This window comes from Leptolyngbya sp. FACHB-541 (assembly GCF_014695875.1).
Taxonomy (GTDB): Bacteria; Cyanobacteriota; Cyanobacteriia; order Elainellales; family Elainellaceae; genus JAAUTN01.
The window spans coordinates 102,591-125,071 of record NZ_JACJPC010000065.1 but is presented as its reverse complement, the minus strand read 5'-3'; the positions used below and the strand labels follow the sequence as shown (position 1 = coordinate 125,071).

At 47.4% G+C, this 22,481-nt stretch carries 16 protein-coding genes and 1 pseudogene; 8 read left to right on the top strand and 9 right to left on the bottom strand.

Features of this window, described 5'->3' with window-relative positions; all coding sequences use genetic code 11:
- Nucleotides 1-5: 5 nt before the first annotated feature.
- Nucleotides 6-6,053 carry a hybrid sensor histidine kinase/response regulator gene (locus H6G00_RS14675; protein ID WP_190797306.1) on the bottom strand — a complete coding sequence of 2,016 codons (6,048 nt, stop codon included), beginning with the start codon at nucleotides 6,051-6,053 and terminating at the stop codon, nucleotides 6-8.
- A gap of 829 nt (nucleotides 6,054-6,882) precedes the next feature.
- Between H6G00_RS14675 and H6G00_RS14670 the strand changes: the two genes are divergently transcribed.
- The 6 genes from H6G00_RS14670 (at nucleotide 6,883) to rtcA (ending at nucleotide 11,608) form a co-directional block, all read left to right on the top strand.
- Nucleotides 6,883-7,161, top strand: coding sequence for a hypothetical protein (locus tag H6G00_RS14670; protein ID WP_190646028.1), 279 nt, complete (start codon nucleotides 6,883-6,885; stop codon nucleotides 7,159-7,161).
- 87 nt (nucleotides 7,162-7,248) lie between these two features.
- Nucleotides 7,249-7,611 carry a hypothetical protein gene (locus tag H6G00_RS14665; RefSeq protein WP_190797305.1) on the top strand — a complete coding sequence of 121 codons (363 nt, stop codon included), beginning with the start codon at nucleotides 7,249-7,251 and terminating at the stop codon, nucleotides 7,609-7,611.
- A gap of 145 nt (nucleotides 7,612-7,756) precedes the next feature.
- Nucleotides 7,757-9,217 carry an RtcB family protein gene (locus H6G00_RS14660; protein ID WP_190797304.1) on the top strand — a complete coding sequence of 487 codons (1,461 nt, stop codon included), beginning with the start codon at nucleotides 7,757-7,759 and terminating at the stop codon, nucleotides 9,215-9,217.
- Between the two features lie 3 nt (nucleotides 9,218-9,220).
- Nucleotides 9,221-10,108 (top strand): GTP-binding protein, encoded by an 888-nt coding sequence (locus tag H6G00_RS14655; protein ID WP_190797303.1) that lies wholly within the window; start codon nucleotides 9,221-9,223, stop codon nucleotides 10,106-10,108.
- A 5-nt stretch (nucleotides 10,109-10,113) separates the two neighbouring features.
- On the top strand, nucleotides 10,114-10,545 hold the full coding sequence (locus H6G00_RS14650; protein ID WP_190797302.1) for an archease: 432 nt from the start codon (nucleotides 10,114-10,116) through the stop codon (nucleotides 10,543-10,545).
- A 1-nt stretch (nucleotide 10,546) separates the two neighbouring features.
- A complete protein-coding gene (gene rtcA, locus H6G00_RS14645) occupies nucleotides 10,547-11,608 on the top strand; it encodes an RNA 3'-terminal phosphate cyclase (RefSeq protein WP_190797301.1) in 1,062 nt (353 codons plus the stop codon).
- A 129-nt stretch (nucleotides 11,609-11,737) separates the two neighbouring features.
- Here the strand turns inward: rtcA and H6G00_RS14640 are convergent, their stop codons facing one another.
- The 6 genes and pseudogenes from H6G00_RS14640 to H6G00_RS34710 all read right to left on the bottom strand — a co-directional run bounded on the left by H6G00_RS14640 (nucleotide 11,738) and on the right by H6G00_RS34710 (nucleotide 17,918).
- Nucleotides 11,738-12,895, bottom strand: coding sequence for a hypothetical protein (locus H6G00_RS14640; RefSeq protein WP_190797300.1), 1,158 nt, complete (start codon nucleotides 12,893-12,895; stop codon nucleotides 11,738-11,740).
- Nucleotides 12,896-13,065: 170 nt separating this feature from the next.
- Nucleotides 13,066-15,288, bottom strand: a pseudogene (locus tag H6G00_RS14635) (ATP-binding protein); the annotation flags it as partial.
- A complete protein-coding gene (locus tag H6G00_RS36660) occupies nucleotides 15,258-15,821 on the bottom strand; it encodes a GAF domain-containing protein (protein WP_347278186.1) in 564 nt (187 codons plus the stop codon). The gene H6G00_RS36660 and the pseudogene H6G00_RS14635, both read right to left, overlap by 31 nt.
- Nucleotides 15,822-16,248: 427 nt before the next feature.
- The gene (locus H6G00_RS35385) at nucleotides 16,249-16,881 is read right to left on the bottom strand and encodes a PAS domain-containing protein (RefSeq protein WP_199318490.1); all 633 of its coding nucleotides are present in this window, start codon (nucleotides 16,879-16,881) and stop codon (nucleotides 16,249-16,251) included.
- Between the two features lie 111 nt (nucleotides 16,882-16,992).
- Nucleotides 16,993-17,286 carry a response regulator gene (locus H6G00_RS34715; protein ID WP_347278185.1) on the bottom strand — a complete coding sequence of 98 codons (294 nt, stop codon included), beginning with the start codon at nucleotides 17,284-17,286 and terminating at the stop codon, nucleotides 16,993-16,995.
- Complete coding sequence (locus tag H6G00_RS34710) at nucleotides 17,247-17,918, bottom strand: PAS domain-containing protein (RefSeq protein ID WP_199318489.1); 672 nt, start codon at nucleotides 17,916-17,918, stop codon at nucleotides 17,247-17,249. Before H6G00_RS34710 ends, H6G00_RS34715 begins: the two co-directional genes overlap by 40 nt.
- 373 nt (nucleotides 17,919-18,291) lie before the next feature.
- Here H6G00_RS34710 and H6G00_RS14610 point away from each other — a divergent pair, with 373 nt between their 5' ends.
- Nucleotides 18,292-19,341 carry a tetraprenyl-beta-curcumene synthase family protein gene (locus tag H6G00_RS14610; RefSeq protein ID WP_190797297.1) on the top strand — a complete coding sequence of 350 codons (1,050 nt, stop codon included), beginning with the start codon at nucleotides 18,292-18,294 and terminating at the stop codon, nucleotides 19,339-19,341.
- A 6-nt stretch (nucleotides 19,342-19,347) separates the two neighbouring features.
- Nucleotides 19,348-20,478, top strand: a complete 1,131-nt coding sequence (locus H6G00_RS14605; RefSeq protein WP_190797296.1) for an NAD(P)/FAD-dependent oxidoreductase — start codon at nucleotides 19,348-19,350, stop codon at nucleotides 20,476-20,478.
- Nucleotides 20,479-20,726: 248 nt separating this feature from the next.
- On the opposite strand, the gene ssuC is transcribed toward H6G00_RS14605, so the two are convergent.
- Nucleotides 20,727-21,509 (bottom strand): aliphatic sulfonate ABC transporter permease SsuC, encoded by a 783-nt coding sequence (ssuC, locus tag H6G00_RS14600; protein WP_190646039.1) that lies wholly within the window; start codon nucleotides 21,507-21,509, stop codon nucleotides 20,727-20,729.
- A gap of 28 nt (nucleotides 21,510-21,537) precedes the next feature.
- Entirely contained in the window at nucleotides 21,538-22,464 is a 927-nt protein-coding gene (locus tag H6G00_RS14595; RefSeq protein WP_199318488.1) for a sulfonate ABC transporter substrate-binding protein, read from the bottom strand.
- Nucleotides 22,465-22,481 lie beyond the last annotated feature (17 nt).

The following is a 22,481-nucleotide window of genomic DNA, read 5'->3' as shown; positions in this document are numbered from 1 at the left end:
ACCTCTTAAAATTGCTGTAAAAATTCCAGAATCTGCCGTCCTTTAAAGCCCTTGGCAAGCTGTCGTAGGTGAGCGGCAAAAGGACTCCACTGCTGGTTTGCCTCCTCTAGCTGCGTAGCTCGTTTAGCGATGGCTCGCAAATCTCCTCGCATTGCTAGGTCTAGAAAAATAGCGATTTCTTCTGCGGGCGGGATTGAGAGGTCAGAAGTTGGGAAACTCACCTGGCTGTCCTGGTTGTCTACATTCTTCGAGGATTCCCCGACTTCACTCTCATTCTCGTAAATCCATTCCAGTTTCAGGTGTTCTTGCAATTTCTGAAGCAAATTATCTTCTTGAATCGGTTTTGCCAGAAAGTCGTTGCAGCCGACCTGGAGGCTCTGTTGGTGATCGAATTCAAAAACGCTGGCTGAGACTGCGATCACAATAACGTCTTTCAGGGCTGGCATGGCTCTGAGTCGACGGGTTGCCTCAAAACCGTCTAACTTGGGCATGACTAAGTCAATCAGGATGACATGGGGCTGAAAGGCCTGTGCTTTGTTGAGTCCGTCTTGTCCATCCACAGCATCTAGCACGTCAAACCCGATGGGTTCTAAGAGATTAATCAGGACAGAGCGGTTGGTGGGTTTGTCATCTACGATTAAAATCTTGGGCTTGTCACCTTTGACTCCAATAATTGTGCGCTTTGAAGCATGAGCAGCCTCCATCAATGCATCAGCGGTCGGCAGGTCTAGATCAAACCAGAAGGTACTGCCTACTCCCAAGGTACTCTTGACCTGAAGCGTTCCGCCCATCATCTCAACCAGTTGACCGCTGATGGCTAACCCTAACCCTGTGCCTTCTGTTTTACGGCTGTCTTCGCCTACCTGTTGGAACGGCTTAAAAATCTCACTTAGATGGTTGGAGGCAATGCCAATGCCGGAGTCCTCGACTTGAAAGCGAATTTTTTGCTCGTGATACCCCACTGTGAAGGCGATCGCTCCCGCTTCGGTGAATTTGACAGCATTGCCCAGCAGATTTAGCAGAACTTGACGTAGGCGTTTGTCATCCGCTCGAATGACCTTGGGCAGGGGAGAGCGCGATTGATAAGTTATGGAAATTCCTTTTTGTTCAGCTTTAATTCTACAAATTTCTACAATGCTTTGCAGGAAGTCAGCGAGATGAAACTCTCTCGGATACAGTTCCATTCTGCGGGCTTCAATTTTAGAAAGATCTAAAACATCGTTAATCAGCGTGAGTAGGTGTTCTCCACAATGATGGATGATTGAAATGCGATTCTTTTGCTGTTCCGATAAGGCTCGGTCTTTTTGGCAAATCTGGGTGTATCCCAAAATGCCGTTAAGTGGGGTACGCAATTCGTGGCTCATGTTTGCCAGAAATTCGCTCTTGGCTCGATTGGCAGACTGAGCAATTTCTTCGGCGCGTTGGCGATCGCGCACTTCGTGCTGAAGCTGGACGGTTCGCTCTTTTACTTTTGCTTCTAGGGTTTTGCTATAATCGGCTAACTGTTCGTGCGATCGCTTTAAATCAGCATTGGCGGCAGCTAAATCTTGATAGAGACGGGCATTCTCGATTGAAATAGCAGCTTGTGACGATAGAAGCTGTAAAACTTCTACTCGCTCTGCCGTGAAAGCACCCGTTGTTAAATTATTTTCCAAATAAAGAATGCCAATCAGCTTGCCTTGATGCACAATTGGCACACATAGAATAGATCTGGGTTGGTGATTCAGAACGTAGTCGTCTGTCGTGAAAATTCCCTCACGGGTCGCATCCTTTAAAACAACATTTTCCTGGGTTTGCCGGACATAGTTGATGATTGATTGCGGCAAGGATCGATTCATTTCTACAGCAATAGATTGCTGTATAACAATCTCATTCTGATTAACATGTCCCGTTGCTTCGATGAAAAGTCTTTCAGCTTTTTCCAGAATTAATATTCCAGTTTCTGCTCCTGCATTTTCAAGCACAATTTGCATCAACTTGTTTAGCAGCTTGCTTAAAACGATTTCACCCGAAAATGCCTGAGCGGCTTTCATCACGGTTGTTAAATCTAAGCTAGTGCCAGTTTCAGAATGATTGTGAGTAGAGACAGTTGTTTGATGATCTGTATTGCTTCTACTATAGGTTGTTCTGTCTAGTAGTTGGGGATACTTCTCTTCTAAATGCTCAACCTTGCGTTGAGCGCCCCATACCTGATACGCGTAATGTGCTTTTTGCAGGTAGAGTTGGGCGATCGCTTCTTTTCCCCAGCTTAGATAAAATTTAGCAGCCAGTTCATAAGCCAGTGCTTCTTCGTTCACATATTCGTTTTCTTTAGCAAGAGCAATGGCTTGGTCATACCGTTCCATTGCTTCTACTTCTTCGCCTAAAACTCGATGCCTTTCTGCCTCAACGAGATGAAATTTATGAAGATGGTTCATTGGCGCAAAATGTGCCCATCTTTGCATTTTTTCTTGATTGGCTTTGACGCTATCCAGAATGCCTTGTTGCTCTGACTGTGAAGCATCAGAGTAAACCGCTAGTTTTGCTAAAGAATCATAGAAATGGAAGAGAGGAATGTGAGGGGTCGCGACCACTGCATCCAAATACTTCTCTTCAGTTGCAGCATGTTCAATTGCTTCTGAGTAATTTTCAAACCAATAGCAGAGTAGAAGTTTGTTCAAATAAATGTAGGCGATCGCTGCTTTGTCGTTTGCTTGCTCGTGTAGTGGCAATCTGATCTGCTCGTCAAACGCTTCACCCTGAAGACAGCAAGGATTTTCGCTTTTTCCTAACAAATTTAAGGCAGACTGCCAATAAATCTCATGATAATTAAGCGCTGTTTTTTGCTTGATTTTATCAATTGCCTCTCTATTGACTGCCATCTCTTTTTCAAGGGCATTCAGTTCTTTGCCGCTGTAGTAAGAAAAATAGGAATACACTAACAGTCCAAAAGCCCCAAATTCTAAATCTCCTGTCTCCATTCCGCTAGAGTAGGCTGATAGCAAAGGCTCTAAGGTTTGTCTCAGATGCTCTTTCCAGGGACGAATAAATATATTAACGATGACGGTTGTTTTGGTGATAATTTCTTGAGCGTTTAATGTTAACAGCAGATTTAACGCGAGTTGTCCAAACTGATAGCCCGAATCAATATCTCCCACAACTCCGCACAGCAGAAGTCCATAATTGGCATAAGCCATCGGAGAAACGGAAGCATTGCCATATTGAACGGATAAATCTACCTGTTTACATAGCGTCAACGGCAACAGGGTAGGAGCCGCAATATAAGCAGGAGCAAAGATACTCGCTAAAAGTCTAATAGCTGCCAATTGATAGGGGTCGCTCATTTGAGGTAGATCAACTAAATCCTCAATTCGCTTGCCGTTCAAAATTGCCGCAGTTTCTGAAAGTGCTTGCCCAATATCAGATGGAGTTGGCTGTTCGGGAAAATTTACCCCCAATAGCTTTAGGGCCTGTAATGCTGTATTCACTGCATCTAGCAGCTTGTTTTGCAGTACATGAGTTTGAATCTGGATTTCATAAACCTTTAATTTGTCTAATAGGCTGTTACCATGATTTTGTACGGGGTCGATGAATCTCTGCATTGCTTTAAAGTCACCACTTAAATGGGCTGACTCTGCCGCTTCGGTATGCAGGGCTAACGTAAGTTCGTACTGATGAGTCCAGCTATCTTCTGCGAGGAAGTTCATCCCTGTTTGTAAATATTCTGTAGCCACCGCACAAGCCATTGCTGCTTTGGCTTTCTGTCCAGCTATTAAATTAAGTTGGGCGACTTCGGTTCGTTCTGCTGTATCTGTAATGAGCTCGATTCCTAAGTTGAGATGATCGACAATCTCAAATATCTTTTCTGATAATGTTTCGGGTGACATGTTTTGTCGAAGCAAACGACCAATTTGCAAGTGAGTCGCTTGTTTAGAACTATTGCCAATCAAGGCGTATGCTGCCTGTTGCACTCGGTCATGCAGAAATCTAGATTCTAGGTTGACTGGATGCGTATCAGTCAAATTTTGTGTAAGGGTTAGCTCAGAGATAGGTAAGACTAAACCTTCTTCAATCGCTGGCAAAAGATCTTGATAAGTATGGACTGGCGATCGCCCATGAATTGTGGAAAGCGTCTGCAAGTCAAACGCGCTGCCCACACAGGCCGCTAACTGCAAGATGTGCTGAGTTGATTCAGGTAGTTTTCGTAACTTCTGAATCATCAATTCAATGACATTGTCTGTAATGTCGATCGCTTCAATCTGTGTAATATCCCATTGCCAATAAGCCTTGTCTCCACTAGCTGGAGTTTCAAAAGTCAAAAGGTTTTCTTGATGTAGCGTTTTGAGAAACTGATTGACAAAGAATGGGTTACCTGATGTTTTGCGGATGATTAGTTCAGCCAATGGTTGAACAGAATCATCATTATGCAGCGTGTCAGCAATAAGATTACTAATATCTACGAGGGCTAAGGGCGCTAAATTGATTTCATGAATGACAACGGCTTTAGATCGTAGAGCGTTTAAAGCCATGACTAAAGGATGGCTTGGATTGACCTCATTATCTCGATAGGCTCCAATTAAGCATAAATAGCCTGTTTCTACGTCCATCAAGATCACATCCAGCAGCTTTAGCGTGGCGGAATCAGCCCACTGCAAATCGTCTAAAAACAGGACTAAAGGATGTTCTGCTGAACAAAAGACTCGGATGAAGTTTTGAAAAACGAGATTAAATCGGTTCTGTGCTTCCGTCGGTGCCAGGTTGGGAGCAGCAGGTTGCTTGCCAATAATTAACTCTACATCTGGAACAACATCAATAATGACTTGGGCATTGTTGCCCAGAGCCGCTAAAAGTTTGGTTCGCCACTGCGTGAGTCGGGTTTCACTTTCAGTTAAAAGTTGTTTCACTAATGATTGAAAGGCAGTGATAATTGCAGAGTAAGGAATATTGCGTTGAAACTGGTCAAATTTACCAGGGATGAAGTATCCTCTCGCTCCAACAATGGGTTTACGGATCTCATTGACTAACGATGTTTTACCGATCCCAGAGTAACCCTTCACCAATATGGCTTCAGTTTTACCAGCACTGACGCGAGCGAAGGTATCCATTAACAAACTAACTTCGCGATCGCGCCCATATAGCTTCTCTGGAATCGAAAATTGGCTAAATAGGTCAAACTCTCCTATTTGGAGAGGAGCGATCGCCCCAGAAGATTGCAGCATTTCTAGACACGTCTCTAAGTCAGCCTTGAGTCCTAGTGCACTTTGGTAACGGTCTTCTGCCGTCTTGGCGAGTAACTTCATCACAATGTCAGACACTACCTCTGGAATGTCTGAATTGACCAAATGAGGCGAAACCGGTGTTTTAGCAATGTGGCAATGAATGATTTCCAGGGCATCGGTCGCCTGAAATGGCAACTGCCCCGTCAACATCTCATAAAAAGTAACGCCTAATGAATAAAAATCAGTGCGGTAATCAATTGAACGGTTCATTCTCCCCGTCTGTTCGGGAGACATGTATGAAAGCGTGCCTTCGAGAACATTAACGTTAGTAATCGTTAAATTTTCTCTAGATAGACGGGTCGCAATACCGAAATCAATCAGCCTGACTTCGCCCGTTTCTTCATTAAAGAGAATATTCTGGGGCTTGATATCTTTGTGAATAACGTTCTGCTGATGAAGCTGCACCAGAATTGAAGCTAAATGAATTGCAATTTGTAAAAAATTGTTTATCTTGACCTGTCGCGTAGCGACAATCCCGTCGGAGAACTGCGAATCAATCAGTTTAGCCAGCAATTCTCCGTCAAAATCGGACAGAATCAAGGCTAGTCCATTGCGGTAGTTTTCTAAGCCTAATGGTTTAGCAATTCCCGCGATATCTAAGTCTTGAAGAATCTGATATTCGTGTCTCAACCGAGTCAATTGATCAAGGGTCGGATACTCGGCTTTTAGGGTTTTGATAATGACAGAATTTGATTCCAGATCGCTTTTAGACGCCGTCCTAGCTCGATAAACGTAGGTGGTAGCTCCTTCATATAAAACTTCGAGCAACTCGTAGCCAGCGATCGTAATACTCATTCTCTTTTTTGTGCTTAGGATAGGAGTAGAGAGCTAGATTCGGCTTTTATTCATGTTAAGTATAAAAAGGGTAATCAGGCGGGCTCTTGAGTATGATGAATTTAACAGCATACTGATTATTTCTATCCCTACGATAGATGACACGTTTTAGAGCGGGTGTGGAAGCAATAATACTTCACCTTCTTAATATTCAAGAGGCGATCGCGCCCGAAAGATTAGCGGACAACAAAACTTTTCCGGTAACCTCCTTTAAACGAGTAGCTATACGATAAGTAGGAGCTTAGATCATTGGTTATTCAATGTAGCGATTAATACTAATCAACTTCACCTTAATCCTCCGGATTCTGCCGAGATCGATATAATTGGTGGCAACTGCATTAGGGGTTGCCATTTAACGAATGATTTTCGTAGGGGCACGGCAATGCCGTGCCCCTACAGTGGGCGATTTGCATATTAGGAATTTCCGCATCATTCTCAATTTGTGCAATGCCACTGCATTAAGTGTTGAAGAAGAGTATTGTCAGTTTGCAACTTGTGCTTATGGTGGGTTCTGAATGCCAACTAAAGTTGGCATTCAGAACCCGTTGCAAGATGGATTCACGATTGATCACTTGTTTAATAAAAGTGCCAACTCTGAGTGGACGACAAGCCAGAGCCAATTTCATACAGTGAGTTTATCCAAACACAAGTAGCAATTGGTCTACCCGGAGCCTTACCTATACACTCGGAACAGTAGGTTGCATCTATGTCTCAAAGAATTTCAAATTACCGGCTACGAAGTAGCAGAGCAGTTCGTTTCAGAATAGCGCTTTCCCTAATTGCTGGAGGGTTGCCATTATTGATATATCCAGGTGTATTTATCGGTGTATCAATTAGCCTTGCCGCTCCTTGGACGGACAATGAACCACTATTGACGGTAGTTGCTAAGAGCGTCCTGATTGGGTCTATCAGTTACCCATTGGTTTATTTTGTATCTCTTGTCATGACTCTGGTGATGGCTAAAATTCGGAGAACAGCGATCGCCTTCAAAGTCAGCCTCGTACCACTCGCTTATCTGCTGGTATTGGCTTTGCTAGTTGCCGTGTGGGCTTCACTGCCTTCTGGTTAGTCGTCTGCTTGGCTGGTAAGTTCGTTTATGTTGTGCGATCGCATCTACCTTTTCAACCGTATTCAACTTAATGAGGTCATCGTAACCATGCAACGTCTAAATCTCGGTGTTTCCTTACTCTTCGCCTTAATTCTTGGCCCTTCTGTTGTTCCTGCTGCTGCTCAAACCCCTCATTCAGAGGAGCACCCAACCGTCGGTACAGTTGAAAGTGTAGCGAGTGACGATGTGCTGTGTTATCTCACTATTGTGGATGATGAAGGCGATCGATATGAGAATGTCGGAGCCACCTTTGATGTTTGCGCGGAGCAAGACCGCTTTCTGAACCAACGAGCCAGCTTGGAGTATAGGCAAGTGCGTGTCAGCGGTTGTCAAGGGGCTGAACCCTGTGCAGTAACCCGGTTAGAAACCGTGGTGGCAGAAGTCAATATTCTCCCAGTCACACCTTACTGAAACCGTGCGAACTCTACTCGTGACAATCGCTCAATGGATAAACCCATAGAGGGAGGTTCTTTTTGCCGTGTCTTTAGAAACTGGACGCAGTTCCCTATGAATCATAAGTCGAAGACATCCTTCGCGCAGTTCACGAGGTAAAGTCATGGCTCCTATCGATGTCTTAAACAAAATTTCGGATGTCATTTGGGAGGTTCCAGTCTCTTACAAGGATGGAATGCGGGTACCTGCGCGGATTTATGGTACTGAAAAATTGATTCGAGAATTGGATGATGCGGTTTATGACCAAATTACCAATGTCGCAACTTTGCCCGGCATCACCAAATATGCCTTGTGTATGCCCGACGGACACTTTGGCTATGGCTTCCCGATCGGCGGTGTAGCAGCGATGGATGTAGATCAGGGCGGCGTCATTTCTCCTGGTGGCATTGGATTTGACATTAACTGTGGAATGCGTCTAGTGACGACCAATCTAGATTACAAAGAGGTCAAACCGCACATTAAACAATTGGTGGATAAGCTGTATGAGCGGGTTCCGGCAGGCGTTGGCAGCACTGGATTTGTGAAACTTTCCCGTAATGAGTTCCGTAAGGTGGCAGAGCAGGGAGCTCAATGGTGCATTCATAATGGCTATGGCTGGGAAGAGGATTTGGAGTTAATCGAAGAGCAAGGCTGTTTAAAGGGAGCCGATGCCAAAAAGATTAGTGAAAAGGCGATCGATCGCGGCGTTCATCAAATTGGTACGCTGGGTTCGGGTAATCATTACTTAGAAATTCAGGTTGCTAAACGGGAAAATATTTTTGATAAGAATCTAGCCAAAGCGATGGGGATCACCCGTCCCGATCAGGTGGTGGTGATGTTTCACTGTGGTAGCCGTGGGTTTGGGCATCAGGTCGCAACGGATTATCTACAAAGCTTTCTCAAGGTGATGGACAGCAAGTATGGCATCAAAATTCTCGATCGTGAATTAGCCTGTGCCCCCTTTAATTCCCCCGAAGGACAAGCATACTTTTCGGCGATGAAATGTGGCATCAATATGTCGTTTGTCAATCGACAAGTGATTTTGCACCGCATCCGTGAGGTGTTTTCGCAAGTGTTTGAGCGATCGCCCGAAGATCTGGGAATGCACATGGTTTACGACGTGTCGCACAACACCGCTAAGTTAGAGAAACATATCGTGGATGGTAAGGAGCGATCGCTGCTTGTTCATCGCAAGGGTGCCACCCGCGCCTTTGGTCCCGGCATGAGTGATCTGCCCTACCGTTATCAAGAAACCGGTCAGCCCGTGATCATTGGCGGCAGCATGGAAACGGGATCATACTTGCTTACAGGCGTCGCGACAGGCGATCAAACCTTTTTTAGCACCGCCCACGGCAGCGGACGCACAATGAGCCGCACAAAAGCCCGCAAAACCTGGCAGGGGCAGCAGCTTCAGAAAGAAATGCAGCAAAAGGGCATCTATGTTCGCAGTACCTCCAATGCAGGATTAGCAGAGGAAGCGGGAGGCGCTTACAAAGATGTCGATGAGGTGATTGAAGCGGCAGAGTTGGCAGGCATCAGTCGGCGGGTGGTCAGGCTAACACCGATCGGCAATGTGAAGGGGTGAGGTATGCCAGGACGTACACCACTGACTGTTCTTACAGGGCCGCTGGGTAGCGGCAAGACCACACTGCTGCGGCATATTCTGACGGTGGTGCCGCGCAAGATTGCCATTCTGATGAATGAGTTTGGCGAAATTGCGATCGACACTAAAATTCTGCAAGGCAAGAATGTAGAGATGGCAGATCTGGGCGGCGGCTGTGTCTGTTGTTCGCTGCTGGGTGAGTTTGAAGCGGCGGTGGATGAAATTATCGCAACGGTGAATCCAGACTATCTTGTCGTCGAAACAACTGGGGTGGCAGAACCTGATGCCCTGGTGTTTGATATTCAAGAAAGTTTGCCCCAAGTCCGGTTAGATGGCGTTATCACTGTGATTGATGCGGATGGATTGGTGAAGTATCCTCAAGTGGGACATACTAGTCGCATCCAGATTGAATCCGCAGATATCTTGCTGCTCAACAAGGTGGATCTCGTTTCTGAACAGGAATTGGCAACGATTACAGACAAGCTTCAGAGTCTGAATGAAATTGCCTCGATCATTTCCACGATTCGCTGTCAGATCGACCCTGATTTGTTATTCGGGATTGGTCGAGATCGCTTACAGCCATCACCCCATCATCACCATCAACCTGAGTTTGAGTCCTTCAGTTACACCTCACAGGCAGTTTACGATCGCACCTGTTTTACTGAATTTGCCGATTCTCTCAGTTCTAATATCTATCGAGCCAAGGGGTTTGTGCAATTTCCTGAAGGCACTCACCTGTTCAATTTTGTTGCTGGACGTTGGGACTTAGAACTCTTTGAACCCTCCTCCACAGAACTTGTTTTCATCGGCAAACACGTCACCCAACAAAAACCTGAAATTTGCGATCGCCTCCAATCTTGTGAGCAGAAGTAAGTGCCATGCCCTACGAATTCCTTGAAGATATCGCTACGGCTGACATTGCCTTCCATGCCTGGGGAGACGATTTAGAGGAGGTGTTTAAATCCGCAGGAGATGCTGTGATCAACACAATGATTGATAATCTCGAAGCGATCGCACTCACTGAAACCCGCACATTTCAACTAGAAAATGATGAACTGGATTTACTCCTGTTTAACTTCTTACAGGAGTTTGTTTATTACAAAGACAGTGAGTTGTTATTACTCCGAGCGCAACAGGTTGAGATTGCCCAAAAGGAATCTATCTATCATTTATCAACCATGACTCAAGGAGAAAGATTAGATCGCGATCGCCATCATCAGCGAGTGGATGTCAAAGCTGTCACGCTCCATCAGTTTCAACTCGAAAAAACAGATTCGGGTTGGAGGGCACAAGTGATTCTGGATATTTAAGATGCTACATATCGACGGTTCCTATGGAGAAGGGGGAGGGCAAATCCTTCGCACCAGCTTGAGTTTAGCGGCGATTACCGGGCGAGCGATTCGGATCGATCGCATCCGAGCAAAACGGGAAAAGCCAGGATTGGCAATCCAACATTTAACTGGAGTGCGAGCAGCCGCAACGCTTTGTCAAGCGAAAGTTACAGGCGATCGTCTCGGCTCAACTCAACTAGAATTTACTCCCAGCCAACCCATTCAAGCGGGACAATATACCTTTGACGTTGCCCAAACGGTAGGAACTGGATCAGCCGGAGCCGTAACCCTAATTCTACAAACGGTTTTGCTGCCCCTGGCACTTACTCAAGGGGAGTCGATCGTGACTTTGAGAGGAGGCACTTTTATTCCCTGGAGTCCACCCGCTCCTTACATTGAACAGGTGTATTTGCCCTGTTTGCAGCAGATGGGTGTACAGGCAACCGTGAAACTTAAAGCTTGGGGCTGGTATCCGCGGGGTGGCGGTGAGTTGCACTTGCAGATCAGTGGAAGTAATGGAGTGGGTTCACTTCAACCGATTCACCTGCTAGAGCGGGGAGACTTGCATCAGGTTAAAGGATTGGCGATCGCCACAGAGCTGCCGTCCCACATTCCTCAACGGATGGCAAACAGAGCACAGAATTTGTTAGAGCAAGCGCAGTTAAAAGCTCAGGTACAACCCCAACGAGAACGAGGCGTTGGACCCGGAACGGGCATCTTTTTGATAGCAGAGTATGAGCATACCCGGACAGGCTTTGGGGCAGTTGGAAAAATCGGATTACCTGCCGAAGAAGTTGCTGCGATCGCCATCCAGGAGCTTTTAGCGTTTCACGAAAATGGGGCACCCGTTGATATTCATTTAGCGGATCAACTCCTTCTGCCAGCCGCCTTAGCTTCGGAACCCAGCCAATATCGAGTGGCAGAAATCAGTACTCACCTGATCACCAATGCTTGGGTGATTGAGCAATTTGGACTGGCAAAAGTGGCGATCGACTCAAGCACTCGACTTGTTACGGTCACACCCTCACCTTCACAAAGTTGATAAAAAGAGGACGGAGCTAAAGCTCCGTCCTCTTTTTTGTTCTATTGATTTGAAGATGTCGCGGACGTGGGTAGGGGCGCACCGCAGTGCGCCCTCACAGAACTTGACGTGTCGCTCTATAAAGCTCAATTAGTAGCGAAACACTGCTGCAACGGGTGTCTCATCCGGTACTCCTTCTGGCTCAACGGCGTACACCGTTCCACCATGAAGAACCGTTTGAATCGCTGCTGCATTGAGCAAATCTTCATCACCCGGTTGAGTCTCATCGTGCATTTCAAGCTGCATTGAGTCCGGATCAAAATGCCCCCATTTCTGCACCCCAACCGGAACAAAAAGCTGTTCTACACGACCATAAAACGCACCTTGAATTACCTCATTCAAGTCGTTTGATCCTTTACCATTAGCAATCGACTCATGATAGTAATCGATCGCTTTTTTCTGGTCTGCCTCAAACTGTGGCCCCACGATCGCCCAAGCCTCCGCATGAAGCTCTTCCGCCGATCGCTCTTTGACGTTGTGTTGAATGCCTTCTTCCACAATAAAATTGTAGGTATTTGCCTCCTGATAAATTGGCAACAAATAGTTAACGCCAGCTAGAACAAGCGGAGAACGACGGTTACGGAAGAAATCGTGCAGCGCTTTATCCACTAAGTGGAAATATTGCAGCAAATCTTCCTTCACGTTTTCGCGGTCGGCTCCTTGTCCGTGATATGAGCCGCCACCTTGTAAGCCTGCACGACCTGCACCACCCTCCTGCCGCCGCTGTTGATCTTTTGATGTTTCGTCATACTGCAAGGCTTCATCCATGTCTTTTGGCAAGCCTTCGATTTCGACTTCACGGGTAATGCCGTAGCGATTAGCTTCCACAAGACGGACATCACGCTGACCAAGCGTGAGAATGTAGAAGCGGTTATCTCCGCCCAACAGCGGAATTAATGGTTTGAGATGAAAGCGATTGCTCACGACCACCAGTTCAATCATTTCGAGCGGCACGCGATAGAAGCGGAAAAATCCCTCTGAGACGAACAGAGCTAAACCCGCGTCCTGATGCTGCCAAAATTCATCCGTATCCAAAGCGATCGCAGGCTGAAGAAATTCACCTGGATCGAGAGGTGGCGATTCATATTTTTCTAACTCTGCTTGCGCCTGTCGAATTAGATTCTTAAAGCGAACAGAGTTTTGCTGAGTTTCAGAACCAAGCTGCACAGTGGGCATGTAGATCGATACACACAATCCTTGCGGCTGGTCAACCAGTTCTTTCAGTTCTTCAATCGAAAAGAAGCTCATATTATTAAGGCAAAATCAAAGAAAAGTGAAATTAAGGAGAAATGAAAATGTGTTTTTCCACACAAAGATCGTAGGAATTTCCCAAAAACAAAGCCCCTGTCAAATGGCAGAGAAAAGGTACAGGAGAGCAGATCAAATCTGTTGCGGATAGGGGAGTATCTTTCATCAAATCATGATGGTCCTGTCGATTGCTCAACGGGCATTGCTGTTAGCAGCGGCAAGCGGACGATCAGGGTTGTGCCCTTTCCTTCTCCTGCACTTTCGGCGTGAATTGTCCCGTTGTGGAGTTCGACTAAGTGGTGGGCGATCGCCAGTCCCAATCCCAACCCATTCTCTGAATCGGAATCTCTGGCTTGACGGAAGCGATCGAAGACATGAGGTAGAAAATCAGCAGCAATCCCAATGCCTGTATCGGTGACACGAATTTCGGCGTAGTCTGCGGGCTGCGAAATGGCATGAGTGATCAGTTGAACCTCGACCTGCCCACTTTCTGGCGTAAACTTAATTGCGTTGGTCAGGAGATTGCAGATGACTTGCTGAAGGCGATCGCCATCTCCCATCACCACAGCATCAACCGTTTGACCTTGACCTGTGCCCCGACTCACCAAATCAATCCCTTTTGCTTCAGCGAGATGATGGATGGATGCGATCGCCGTCTCGATTACGGTTTTTAGTTCGACGGGTTGAAGCTGCAACCGCAGCTTATTTGTGGTGATCCGAGAAATATCTAGCAAGTCTTGCACGAGTTTGGCTTGCAGCGTCGCGTTACGCTCGATCGTGTCTAGCGCTTTGGTTAATATGGCTGGACTGGGGGGATTAGTTCTCAGCAGGCGCGTCCAGCCCAAAATCGAGACCAGGGGAGTGTTGAGTTCGTGGGAAACGGTTGATAGCAGTTCATCCTTTCTGCGAATGGTGGTTCTTGCTTGATTAAGCGCTTCCCCACGCAGCTGTGCCATCTGAATATGGGCATTGACGCGAGACACTAGTTCTTGGGCTGAGAAGGGTTTGATCAGGTAGTCGTCTGCCCCGGCTTCCAGTCCTTCCACGATCGCTTCTTCTCCGGCACGAGCCGACAGCAAGATGATGGGAACTTCTCTCGTGCGTGGGTCTGCCCGCAATGCCTGAAGTAACCCAAAGCCATCTAGCTCTGGCATCATCACATCACTCACGATTAGATCGGGCACTTGCGCTTGAGCGGCTGCCAGTGCCGCTCCTCCATTTGCCACGGCTTCTACTTGAACATGTTTGCTGAGTACTCGCGTCAGGTACTCTCGCATATCGGCGTTGTCATCCACCAGGAGAACACGGGAAGAGGAAGGTGCGGAGTGAGGGAGACGTTGAGCGGGAGAAACAGTAGAATTCTCCGTGTCTCCGTATCTCCGTGTCTTGGTGTCCTCCTTTGGCATCCACTGCTCTGCTGCTTTGACACAAAGGGCTGCATCAATCGCGGTTGATGCTAGGGTACGGGTTGGCTGAATACGATCGCCTTCAACCTGAAGGCGATCGCTGGGCAAGTGTTCTGTGCCAAAGAAGAGGGCGATCGTAAAGCAAGTTCCCTGTCCTACAGTGCTGCTCACGTTGATGGTGCCGCCATGTAGTCGAACGAGTTCATTTACCAGGGCTAGACCAATTCCTGATCCTTCATGGGTTCGTGCTTGGGTGCCTCGCACCTGATAGAACCGCTCAAACAGATGAGGCAGGTCATCCAGCAAGATACCAACGCCTGTATCTCGCACTTCTAAAACGACACGAGGGAATGAGGGTGATGGTTTGACCTCTGATCTCAAGACTCCAAGTTCCAAGCTCGGAGTTTCGAGTTCCAAGCTCGAAGTTTCGAGTTTGGAGTCTGGCATTTGGAGTTTTGAGGTGAAACTATCAACTTTGGCAGTCGAAGCCTGAAGCGTTTCCCTTGCTTCCGCTCTGATGGATAGGGTAATTTCGCCCTCAAAGGTGAACTTAAAGGCGTTGGAGAGCAGGTTGAGGACAATTTTTTCCCACATCTCCCGGTCTACAAAGACAGGTTCTGGTAGGGGAGGGCAATCGACAATCAGTCGCAGCCCTCCCCGCTCAATCGCAGAGCGAAACACACTCGCTAGCTCGGTTGTGCACTGTGCTAAATCGACTGGTTCATAAACGGCTTCCATCCGTCCGGCTTCGATGCGAGAAAAGTCGAGCAGGGTGTTTACCAGTTTCAGCAAGCGAAGACTGCTGCGATGAGCCAGATCTAAGCCTTCTCGATGAGCAGGAGGGAGGGCGCGATCGCTCAAGGCATCTTGTAGGGGAGCCAGCATCAGCGTTAGCGGAGTACGGAATTCGTGGCTGGCGTTGCTGAAGAAAACGGTCTTAGCGCGATCGAGTTCTGTCAGTGCTTCAGCGCGTTGGCGTTCTTGCTCACGGGCAGATTGTTCTTGAATCCGTTGAATCTCCGATTCACGTAGGCTTTTTCTGCGCAGGCACGTTCAACCGCTGCCCAAGTGTACTCGGCGGTTTCCTGCACCAACTCTACTTCATCGGTTGTCCAGTCGTGGGGGGCGATACTATGAACGGCGAGGGTAGCAACCCATCCTTCTGCTTTGGTGAGCGGCACAGCGACATAGGCGCGGAAACCGGCTCCAGTGATAACTTGTCGCTCGGACTCGGTAATATTGGGATCGTTGACCGCATCGCGCGATAGCGATATCCGACCTGCCCGGTAGTCGGCTATGAGTCGTTCGCCAAAATCAATGAAGCGAAAGTGCCCAACCATAGGTGGAAGTCCGTTACCGTACCCCTGACTAATGACCACGTACTCGCCGATGGTTTCGCCGTAGTGTACCTGATTCGCGCCGAGGTGCTCGCCCAGCACCCGTGCGGCGACTGCCTGAATTTCAACCGGATCGGTGAGCGATCGCAGTGCATCCGACAGCTTGACCCGAAAGGCATCCATCTCGGCAGCTCGGCGCAATTTTTCTTCTGCCTGTTTGCGCTCAGTGATGTCCTGAAAGGCGACGGCAATGCGGCGATCGCTGGCATTACCGACTTTAACCACGTAGAAGTCATACCATTTTTGATCTGGCTTGGCATATCGCTCTAATCGCTCACCTTCGCCGGTGCGGGCAACGCGACCAAAGATTTCGTACCAAAAGAGTTCATAATTCGGGTTAATTTCGCTTAGCCGTCGTCCGGGGAAATCTTGCCCAGTCATGGCGATCGCAGCTTGATTGGACTCCAGATACAAGAGGTCAACGGGCTGATTAGTTTCATCAAAAATTACATCGATGAGAAAGTATCCTTCATCAATGGCGTTGAACAACAATCGATATTTTTCTTCCGATTCGCGTAAGGTGACTTGGGCTTGCCGCTGCTCAATCAGGTCAGCCGCTTGGCGGGCAAGCAAATCCAGAAAGCGCAGTTCGCGATCGCTCGGTCGGTGGTGTTTGCGCCAATGGGTCGAAACCATACCAATCACTTTGCCCGAACGCGAAATCAGCGGCGTAGACTGAGCCATTTGCAGACCGTAAAGGCGTGCCCCGTGAGATGTAGAAGCGATCGTGAGCATTGTGATCATGCTCAAACGGTTCACCTGCCAGCCCTTTACGATACAGCCCCTCATAGCTCGCAGCTAAGTCGGGCGGTAATACCTCGAAAATCGTTTTACCAACCAGATCTTCGGGTTTGAAACCAGCAGTAGAGAGCGCTTCCCCTTCAGCAAGCCGATAGCGCAGATCGGAGTCAACTACAAACGCAGCTCTACCCAGCAGATTTTCAACCATCGCCCGCAGGAGTACTTCTGAATCCTGCAAGGGATCGCTGATGCAGTGCTGCTTGTCATTGTCGAGTTGCATAGACTTTACGCTTTCTGTTCCGAGGCGTTTGAGTTCAGCCGCGTTCATCAATGGTAATCGGACGGTCAAGGTTGCTCCTTGTCTTGCTCCTTCACTGGCGACCTCGATCGTGCCGTGGTGCAACTCGGTTATGTGACGTGCGATCGCCAGCCCAATTCCCACTCCTCCCGGTGAATGGCTGCTGGAGACTTCCACTTGAGCGAAGCGATCAAAGACATAGGCAGAAAATCAGGATGAATCCCGATGCCCAGCCCTCAAAATTTACCGCTTTCATCAATATCCAGCTAATTGAGCCACCATCTTAATCCATGTAGTGGGATGAGCTAGCTTGTGCAAATGTGTCTCATAGCCCGCCTTCAACGCTTTCTCCCGATCCTCGTCTAGGTAAGCGGTGATTGCGACAGCAGGAATGTGCCCTCCCTGCCCAGCTTCTAACGCCCGGATTTGCCGAATCAGGCTATAACCGTCTCCATTGGGCATCCGAATATCACTCATCAACATATCAGGATGAAATTGCTCTAGCTCCTCTAGCGCTGCCGCTGCGCTAGCAACTGCCCTGACCCCAATGCCATAGGATTCAAAACAGTGGTGATAAATTCACGGATGTCTGCTTCGTCATCGACCACCAGCACTCGTAAGCCATCTAGAGCATGAGGTATTTTCATTAGGGATATCCCTTCTGCTCGTTTGGCTTCCCAAGGTTGTTGCTCAGCCAGACGAGCTATTGTTTCGTGCAAATCTGTAGGCGAAACGATCTGCTGAGAGCGGCTTAAGTCGTACACCCCAATTCGCATTTCGATTAGCCCATTCGGACTATGAGCGTGCTGCTTTGTCGATACCGCAAGGGGCGCAATATGCAACTCAGACGCAAACGGTTGCCCGTCCCGTGGGCATAAATTTATCTGCCAAATCTGTGTCTCACGGGCTTCAGAAAGCTGGTTCAATCGAGTCCGAAAGTCCAAGCGGTTGCTTCGCAGTTCCCCGGAGGGGTGATCGCCTTCTGCCACATATAAAGCGAGAGGTCTTCCAACTAAATAACGTTCCGGTACATTGAGGAGTTTGGCGATCGCCTCGTTCGCTTCCAGAATCACCCCATCAGCGCCAGTGACTAAATAGGCGATCGGGCAGGACCGAAACAAATCGCGATAATGCAGTAAATCATTCTGGACAACCTCGGTTGCCTCCAAATTTTTCTGCATCTCCTCACACATCCCTGCAGGTCTTCAAGCGCAACATCAATTTCTTGCCAAGCTGCTGCATCTTCCTGTTGCAACGCCGCAATTCGCTGCCGGATCACTTGAAAATGAAGTTTGACCGGATCATCATTCATAAATCATGCTTGGTGGTGTGCCTCTCTACTAGCTCTACCTGACGGTCATTCTAGGAGTTTCCGCTCTCGTTAGCGGCGCAGAAAGTCTTCAGCAGATAGGGATATCCCTCCAGTCTAATGAATTTGTAGAAGAAGCAATCAAAATTAAGTCCGCCTATATAGAGAGGGTGAATTGGGTCAGCCTTCCTAGAGTAATAGCAACCTTATCAGCAGCATTGAAAATTGCAGAACTTTAGGCTTCTATGAATATTCCAGTTTCTCCTTGGGCGCTCGTCCTGGAAACCCGCCTTAAGGTGATTCCAAAGGTTCGAGGCTACCTGAAAAGGTGGAAGCTTCGGGCACAAGAAATTCCAAGTCCAGAACTTCGTAAACAAGCCTTAGCTAGTATCGAAGCAAAACAGTTTCACTGCGAAGGTGGCGCAATTTATGGATTGCTTGCCAAACGACATTGGCAAAATGCGATTAAGTTTATTGTGACTTATCAAACGATTAGTGATTACTTAGACAATCTGTGCGATCGCAGCAACTCACTCGATCCTGAAGATTTTGCTGCCCTGCATCAATCCCTGCTGGATGCGCTTACACCCGGTTCACAGGACACAAACTATTACCGATTTCGAGACGATCAGGCAGACGGTGGCTATTTACAAGCATTAGTGAGAACCTGTCAGGAAGTAATTTGCCAGATACCCAATTACGCAGCGATCGCCCCAACCTTGCATGAGTTAGCAGATTATTACTGCAATTTACAGGTTCATAAGCACGTCAAGGTTGAAGAGCGAGTTCCGCGCTTGAAGACGTGGTTTTCCTCCTATCAAAAGGAACTCCCTGAACTGCGATGGTATGAGTTTTCTGCTTGCGCTGGCTCAACTCTAGGAATCTTTTGCTTGGTAGCTTACGCATTAGATCACCAGCTGTCAGACGGACTCACTGATCAAGTCAAAAATAGTTACTTTCCCTGGGTTCAGGGATTGCATATTCTATTAGATTATTTGATCGACCAGGAAGAGGATCGAGTGAACGGAGATCTAAACTTCTGTTTCTACTACCGAGATCGGGATGATATGCTGGAGCGATTCAAGCATTTCATCCAAAATGCGGCAAAAAGCGTTTCTCAACTTCCTCATACCCGATTTCATCAATTGATTAATCAGGCACTATTGGGAGTTTACCTATCAGATAAGAAAGTTAGGCGACAACAAGACGTTCAGGACATAGCGGAGCAGTTAATTCAATCGTCAGGTAACTCAGCATCCTTCTTTTTTCGGAGCCGCTTACTGATTTCTCATTGAGGTTGAATGATGTCTAAGATTGCGATCGTAGGTGCAGGCCCTGCCGGATGTTCAGCCGGATATCACTTAGCCAGAAGTGGACACGACGTTACCCTAATCGACAAACACGGTTTCCCAAGAGATAAGGTCTGCGGTGATGGCATCAGCATCGAATCGATTCAAGCAATATCAATGATGGGAATTTACCCACACGATATTAAAAAACTAGCTTCAGAGTATGCTCCAATTCATCATTTCTTTCTAGGAGTCTCCAATCAAATTGGTCATAGTGAACCAACCAACCTAGAGGCATATTGCATCCCTAGAGCTGTGTTTGATCAACTCTTGTATGAAAAGGCAACGGATGCAGGATGTGATTTTCTTACTCAGACGGTTCACAAGAGTGATTGGCATCGTCAGGGCTTGGAGGATGCGTTTGATACGATCATTGATGCTCGTGGGGTTTATGCAGGTGAAGTGAATGCGATCGCCATTCGGGCCTATTGGATTCTAAAGCGGCAAGATTTATCTGAAGCAGTGTTGGCTGAAGCCCAGATTCATTTCGATCGCAGCTTGGGCATAAATGGCTATGGTTGGATCTTTCCCGTTTCCACACAACACGACCTGATTAAATTAAACGTTGGAGTGGGAGTCTGGCTAGATGAATACCAGAAGCTGAAAGTTAATGTGATTCAACTTTTTAAGCAATTCATCCAGAAAAATGAAACGGCACAGCAGTTACTTAGCAAGGTCGTGAGCCAGCAACCGCCCAAAGTGTTTCCTTTAGCAACGGCTAAAAAGGGCAACAAAGTGACGGATGGAAAAATCCTCAAGATTGGCGACGCTGCAAATCTAACCGATCCCTTAACGGGTGAAGGCATTGCCAACGCGGTTCTCAGTGGTTTTCATGTTGCCCAAGCCGTTAACATGAGTCGTACTCCTGATCAGGTGGCAGACAACTGGCAATATCTCTATGAGTCTCACTTTGAGCCTAATTTACGGGCAGGTCTACGCATCAAGGCGTTTAGAAAATTCTCGTTCATGAATTATTTGCTGATCTGGTTGATGAAACAGAATCCTCGTATGGCTCAGCAGGTGAGCCATGCTGTCGCAGGCGTTGTCCCTTACAACGAGGTTTTGGCTTCCCTTAAATACTGAGCTAATTAAACACTCATCAAATCAACCTGATTTCCCATTACCCGCTCTAGAATGTCTTCTGCCAAGGTTACAAACGCCCGTGATTTTCGCTGACGGGGGCGGGGCAGTGGTACAGGCATATCCAGGCTGATCTGACCATGTTCAATTAATTCGTTAAACCCATGATTTTTACATCTGCACCGCTTGCCCTTTCCATAGTGATACACCTTTATTAATTTCTTATTAATGACATGCTTTAAAACTTCTGCTTAAACCGACTGGTAGTTTGGATTCCACTTCAACCATTTCTTCTCGACCGCACGGGTGGCAACGTCGGCTAACTTTCCAAGAATGGCGTACATAAGAATACTCAAGACGACGACATCGGTTTGCATAAACTCACGCGCATTCATCGCCATGTAGCCAATGCCAGAGTCCAGGGTAATGGTTTCAGCCACAATCAACGTCAGCCACATGATACCGAGCGCGTAGCGCACACCCACCAAAATTGAACTTAATGCTCCTGGGAAAATCACCTTTCTGAATAAAGACCAGCCCTGTAAACCGTAGGACTTTGCCATCTCAATCAGTTCTGGATCAACTGAGCGAACTCCGTGAAAGGTGTTGAGATAGATTGGGAAAAAGACACCCAACGCGACTAAAAAGATCTTTGCCTCTTCGCCAATGCCAAACCACAGGATGACGAGTGGAATCAGGGCTAGATGGGGAATGTTGCGGATCATCTGTACAGAGGTATCTAACACTTTTTCGGCAGGACGGGCAATACCATTCAGCAATCCTAAACCAAAGCCGATGGAGCCTCCAATTAAGAACCCGATAATGGCACGCACGGTGCTAATAATCAGGTTACGAGATAATTCTCCTGTCAGAGCTAGCCGTCCTCCTGCAATCACCACATCAGATGGTGCAGGCAATACTTTAGTTGAGAGCCAGCCTATTTGCACCAAAATTTGCCAAAGGATGAGCAAAGTAATGGGCAAAATCCAAGGAGTGAGTTGTCCTATGACTACTTTAGGAAGTCTGCGGTGCATATCAATGGTGCATATCAATTTTCTGGGGTCATGGGTTAGTGGTAACTGGCGATCGCTCTAACGATGATGACTGTTGTTGACTTGTTTGTTGATTCATCTGTAGATTCATCATCGCCACTTGTTTGACATCAATCTGATTTGGAATTAGCTTCAGACGATGAAATGTGTCAGCTAACTCTTGTTGATAAGCGACAACTTCTGGTGTGATGGGATTCAGACCATAGCTTGTTCGAGCAGAAACCTGTGTCAAAACCTCAACATTAATGCCCAGTAGGGGGGATATTAAAGCGGCAACCTCTCTGGGTCGTGGTTTTGCCCATTCAGCCGTCTCTGCAATGACATCTAAAACCATTTGAAGGCGATCGGGATGGGTTTGGGCAAAGTGCTGTGAAGATAGAAAAAACTCACGATTGGCAACAATATTCTGCCCGTCTGTCAGAATTCGAGCATCAGTTGCATATTGAGCCGCTGCGAAAAAGGGGTCCCAAATTGCCCAGGCATCTACATTCTTGCGCTCAAAGGCGGCTCGTGCGTCGGCGGGTGGCAAGAAAATAGGTTCAATATCGCTATAGTCTAATCCGACTTTTTCCAGTGCTTTCACCACAAAGTAATGCACATTTGAGCCTTTGTTGAATGCGATTCTTTTGCCTTTTAGGTCACCAACCTGACGAACTGGAGAATCTGGGAGTACTAAAATTGCCTCGCCTACAGGGTTGGGAGGTTGACTACCCACATAGAGCAAGGACGCTCCTGCGGCTTGAGCATTGACAGGGGGAGCTTCTCCAGCATGTCCAAAGTCAAGCCGACCCGCGTTCAACGCTTCTAGCAATTGTGGCCCGGTGGAAAATTGATTCCAGCGCACCGTAACGCCGAGGGGTTTCAGTCGTTCTTCGACCGATCGCTGCATTCTGACAATGCTCAGCGTTCCATATTTTTGATGCCCTAACCGAATCACATTTTCTCGATCTAACC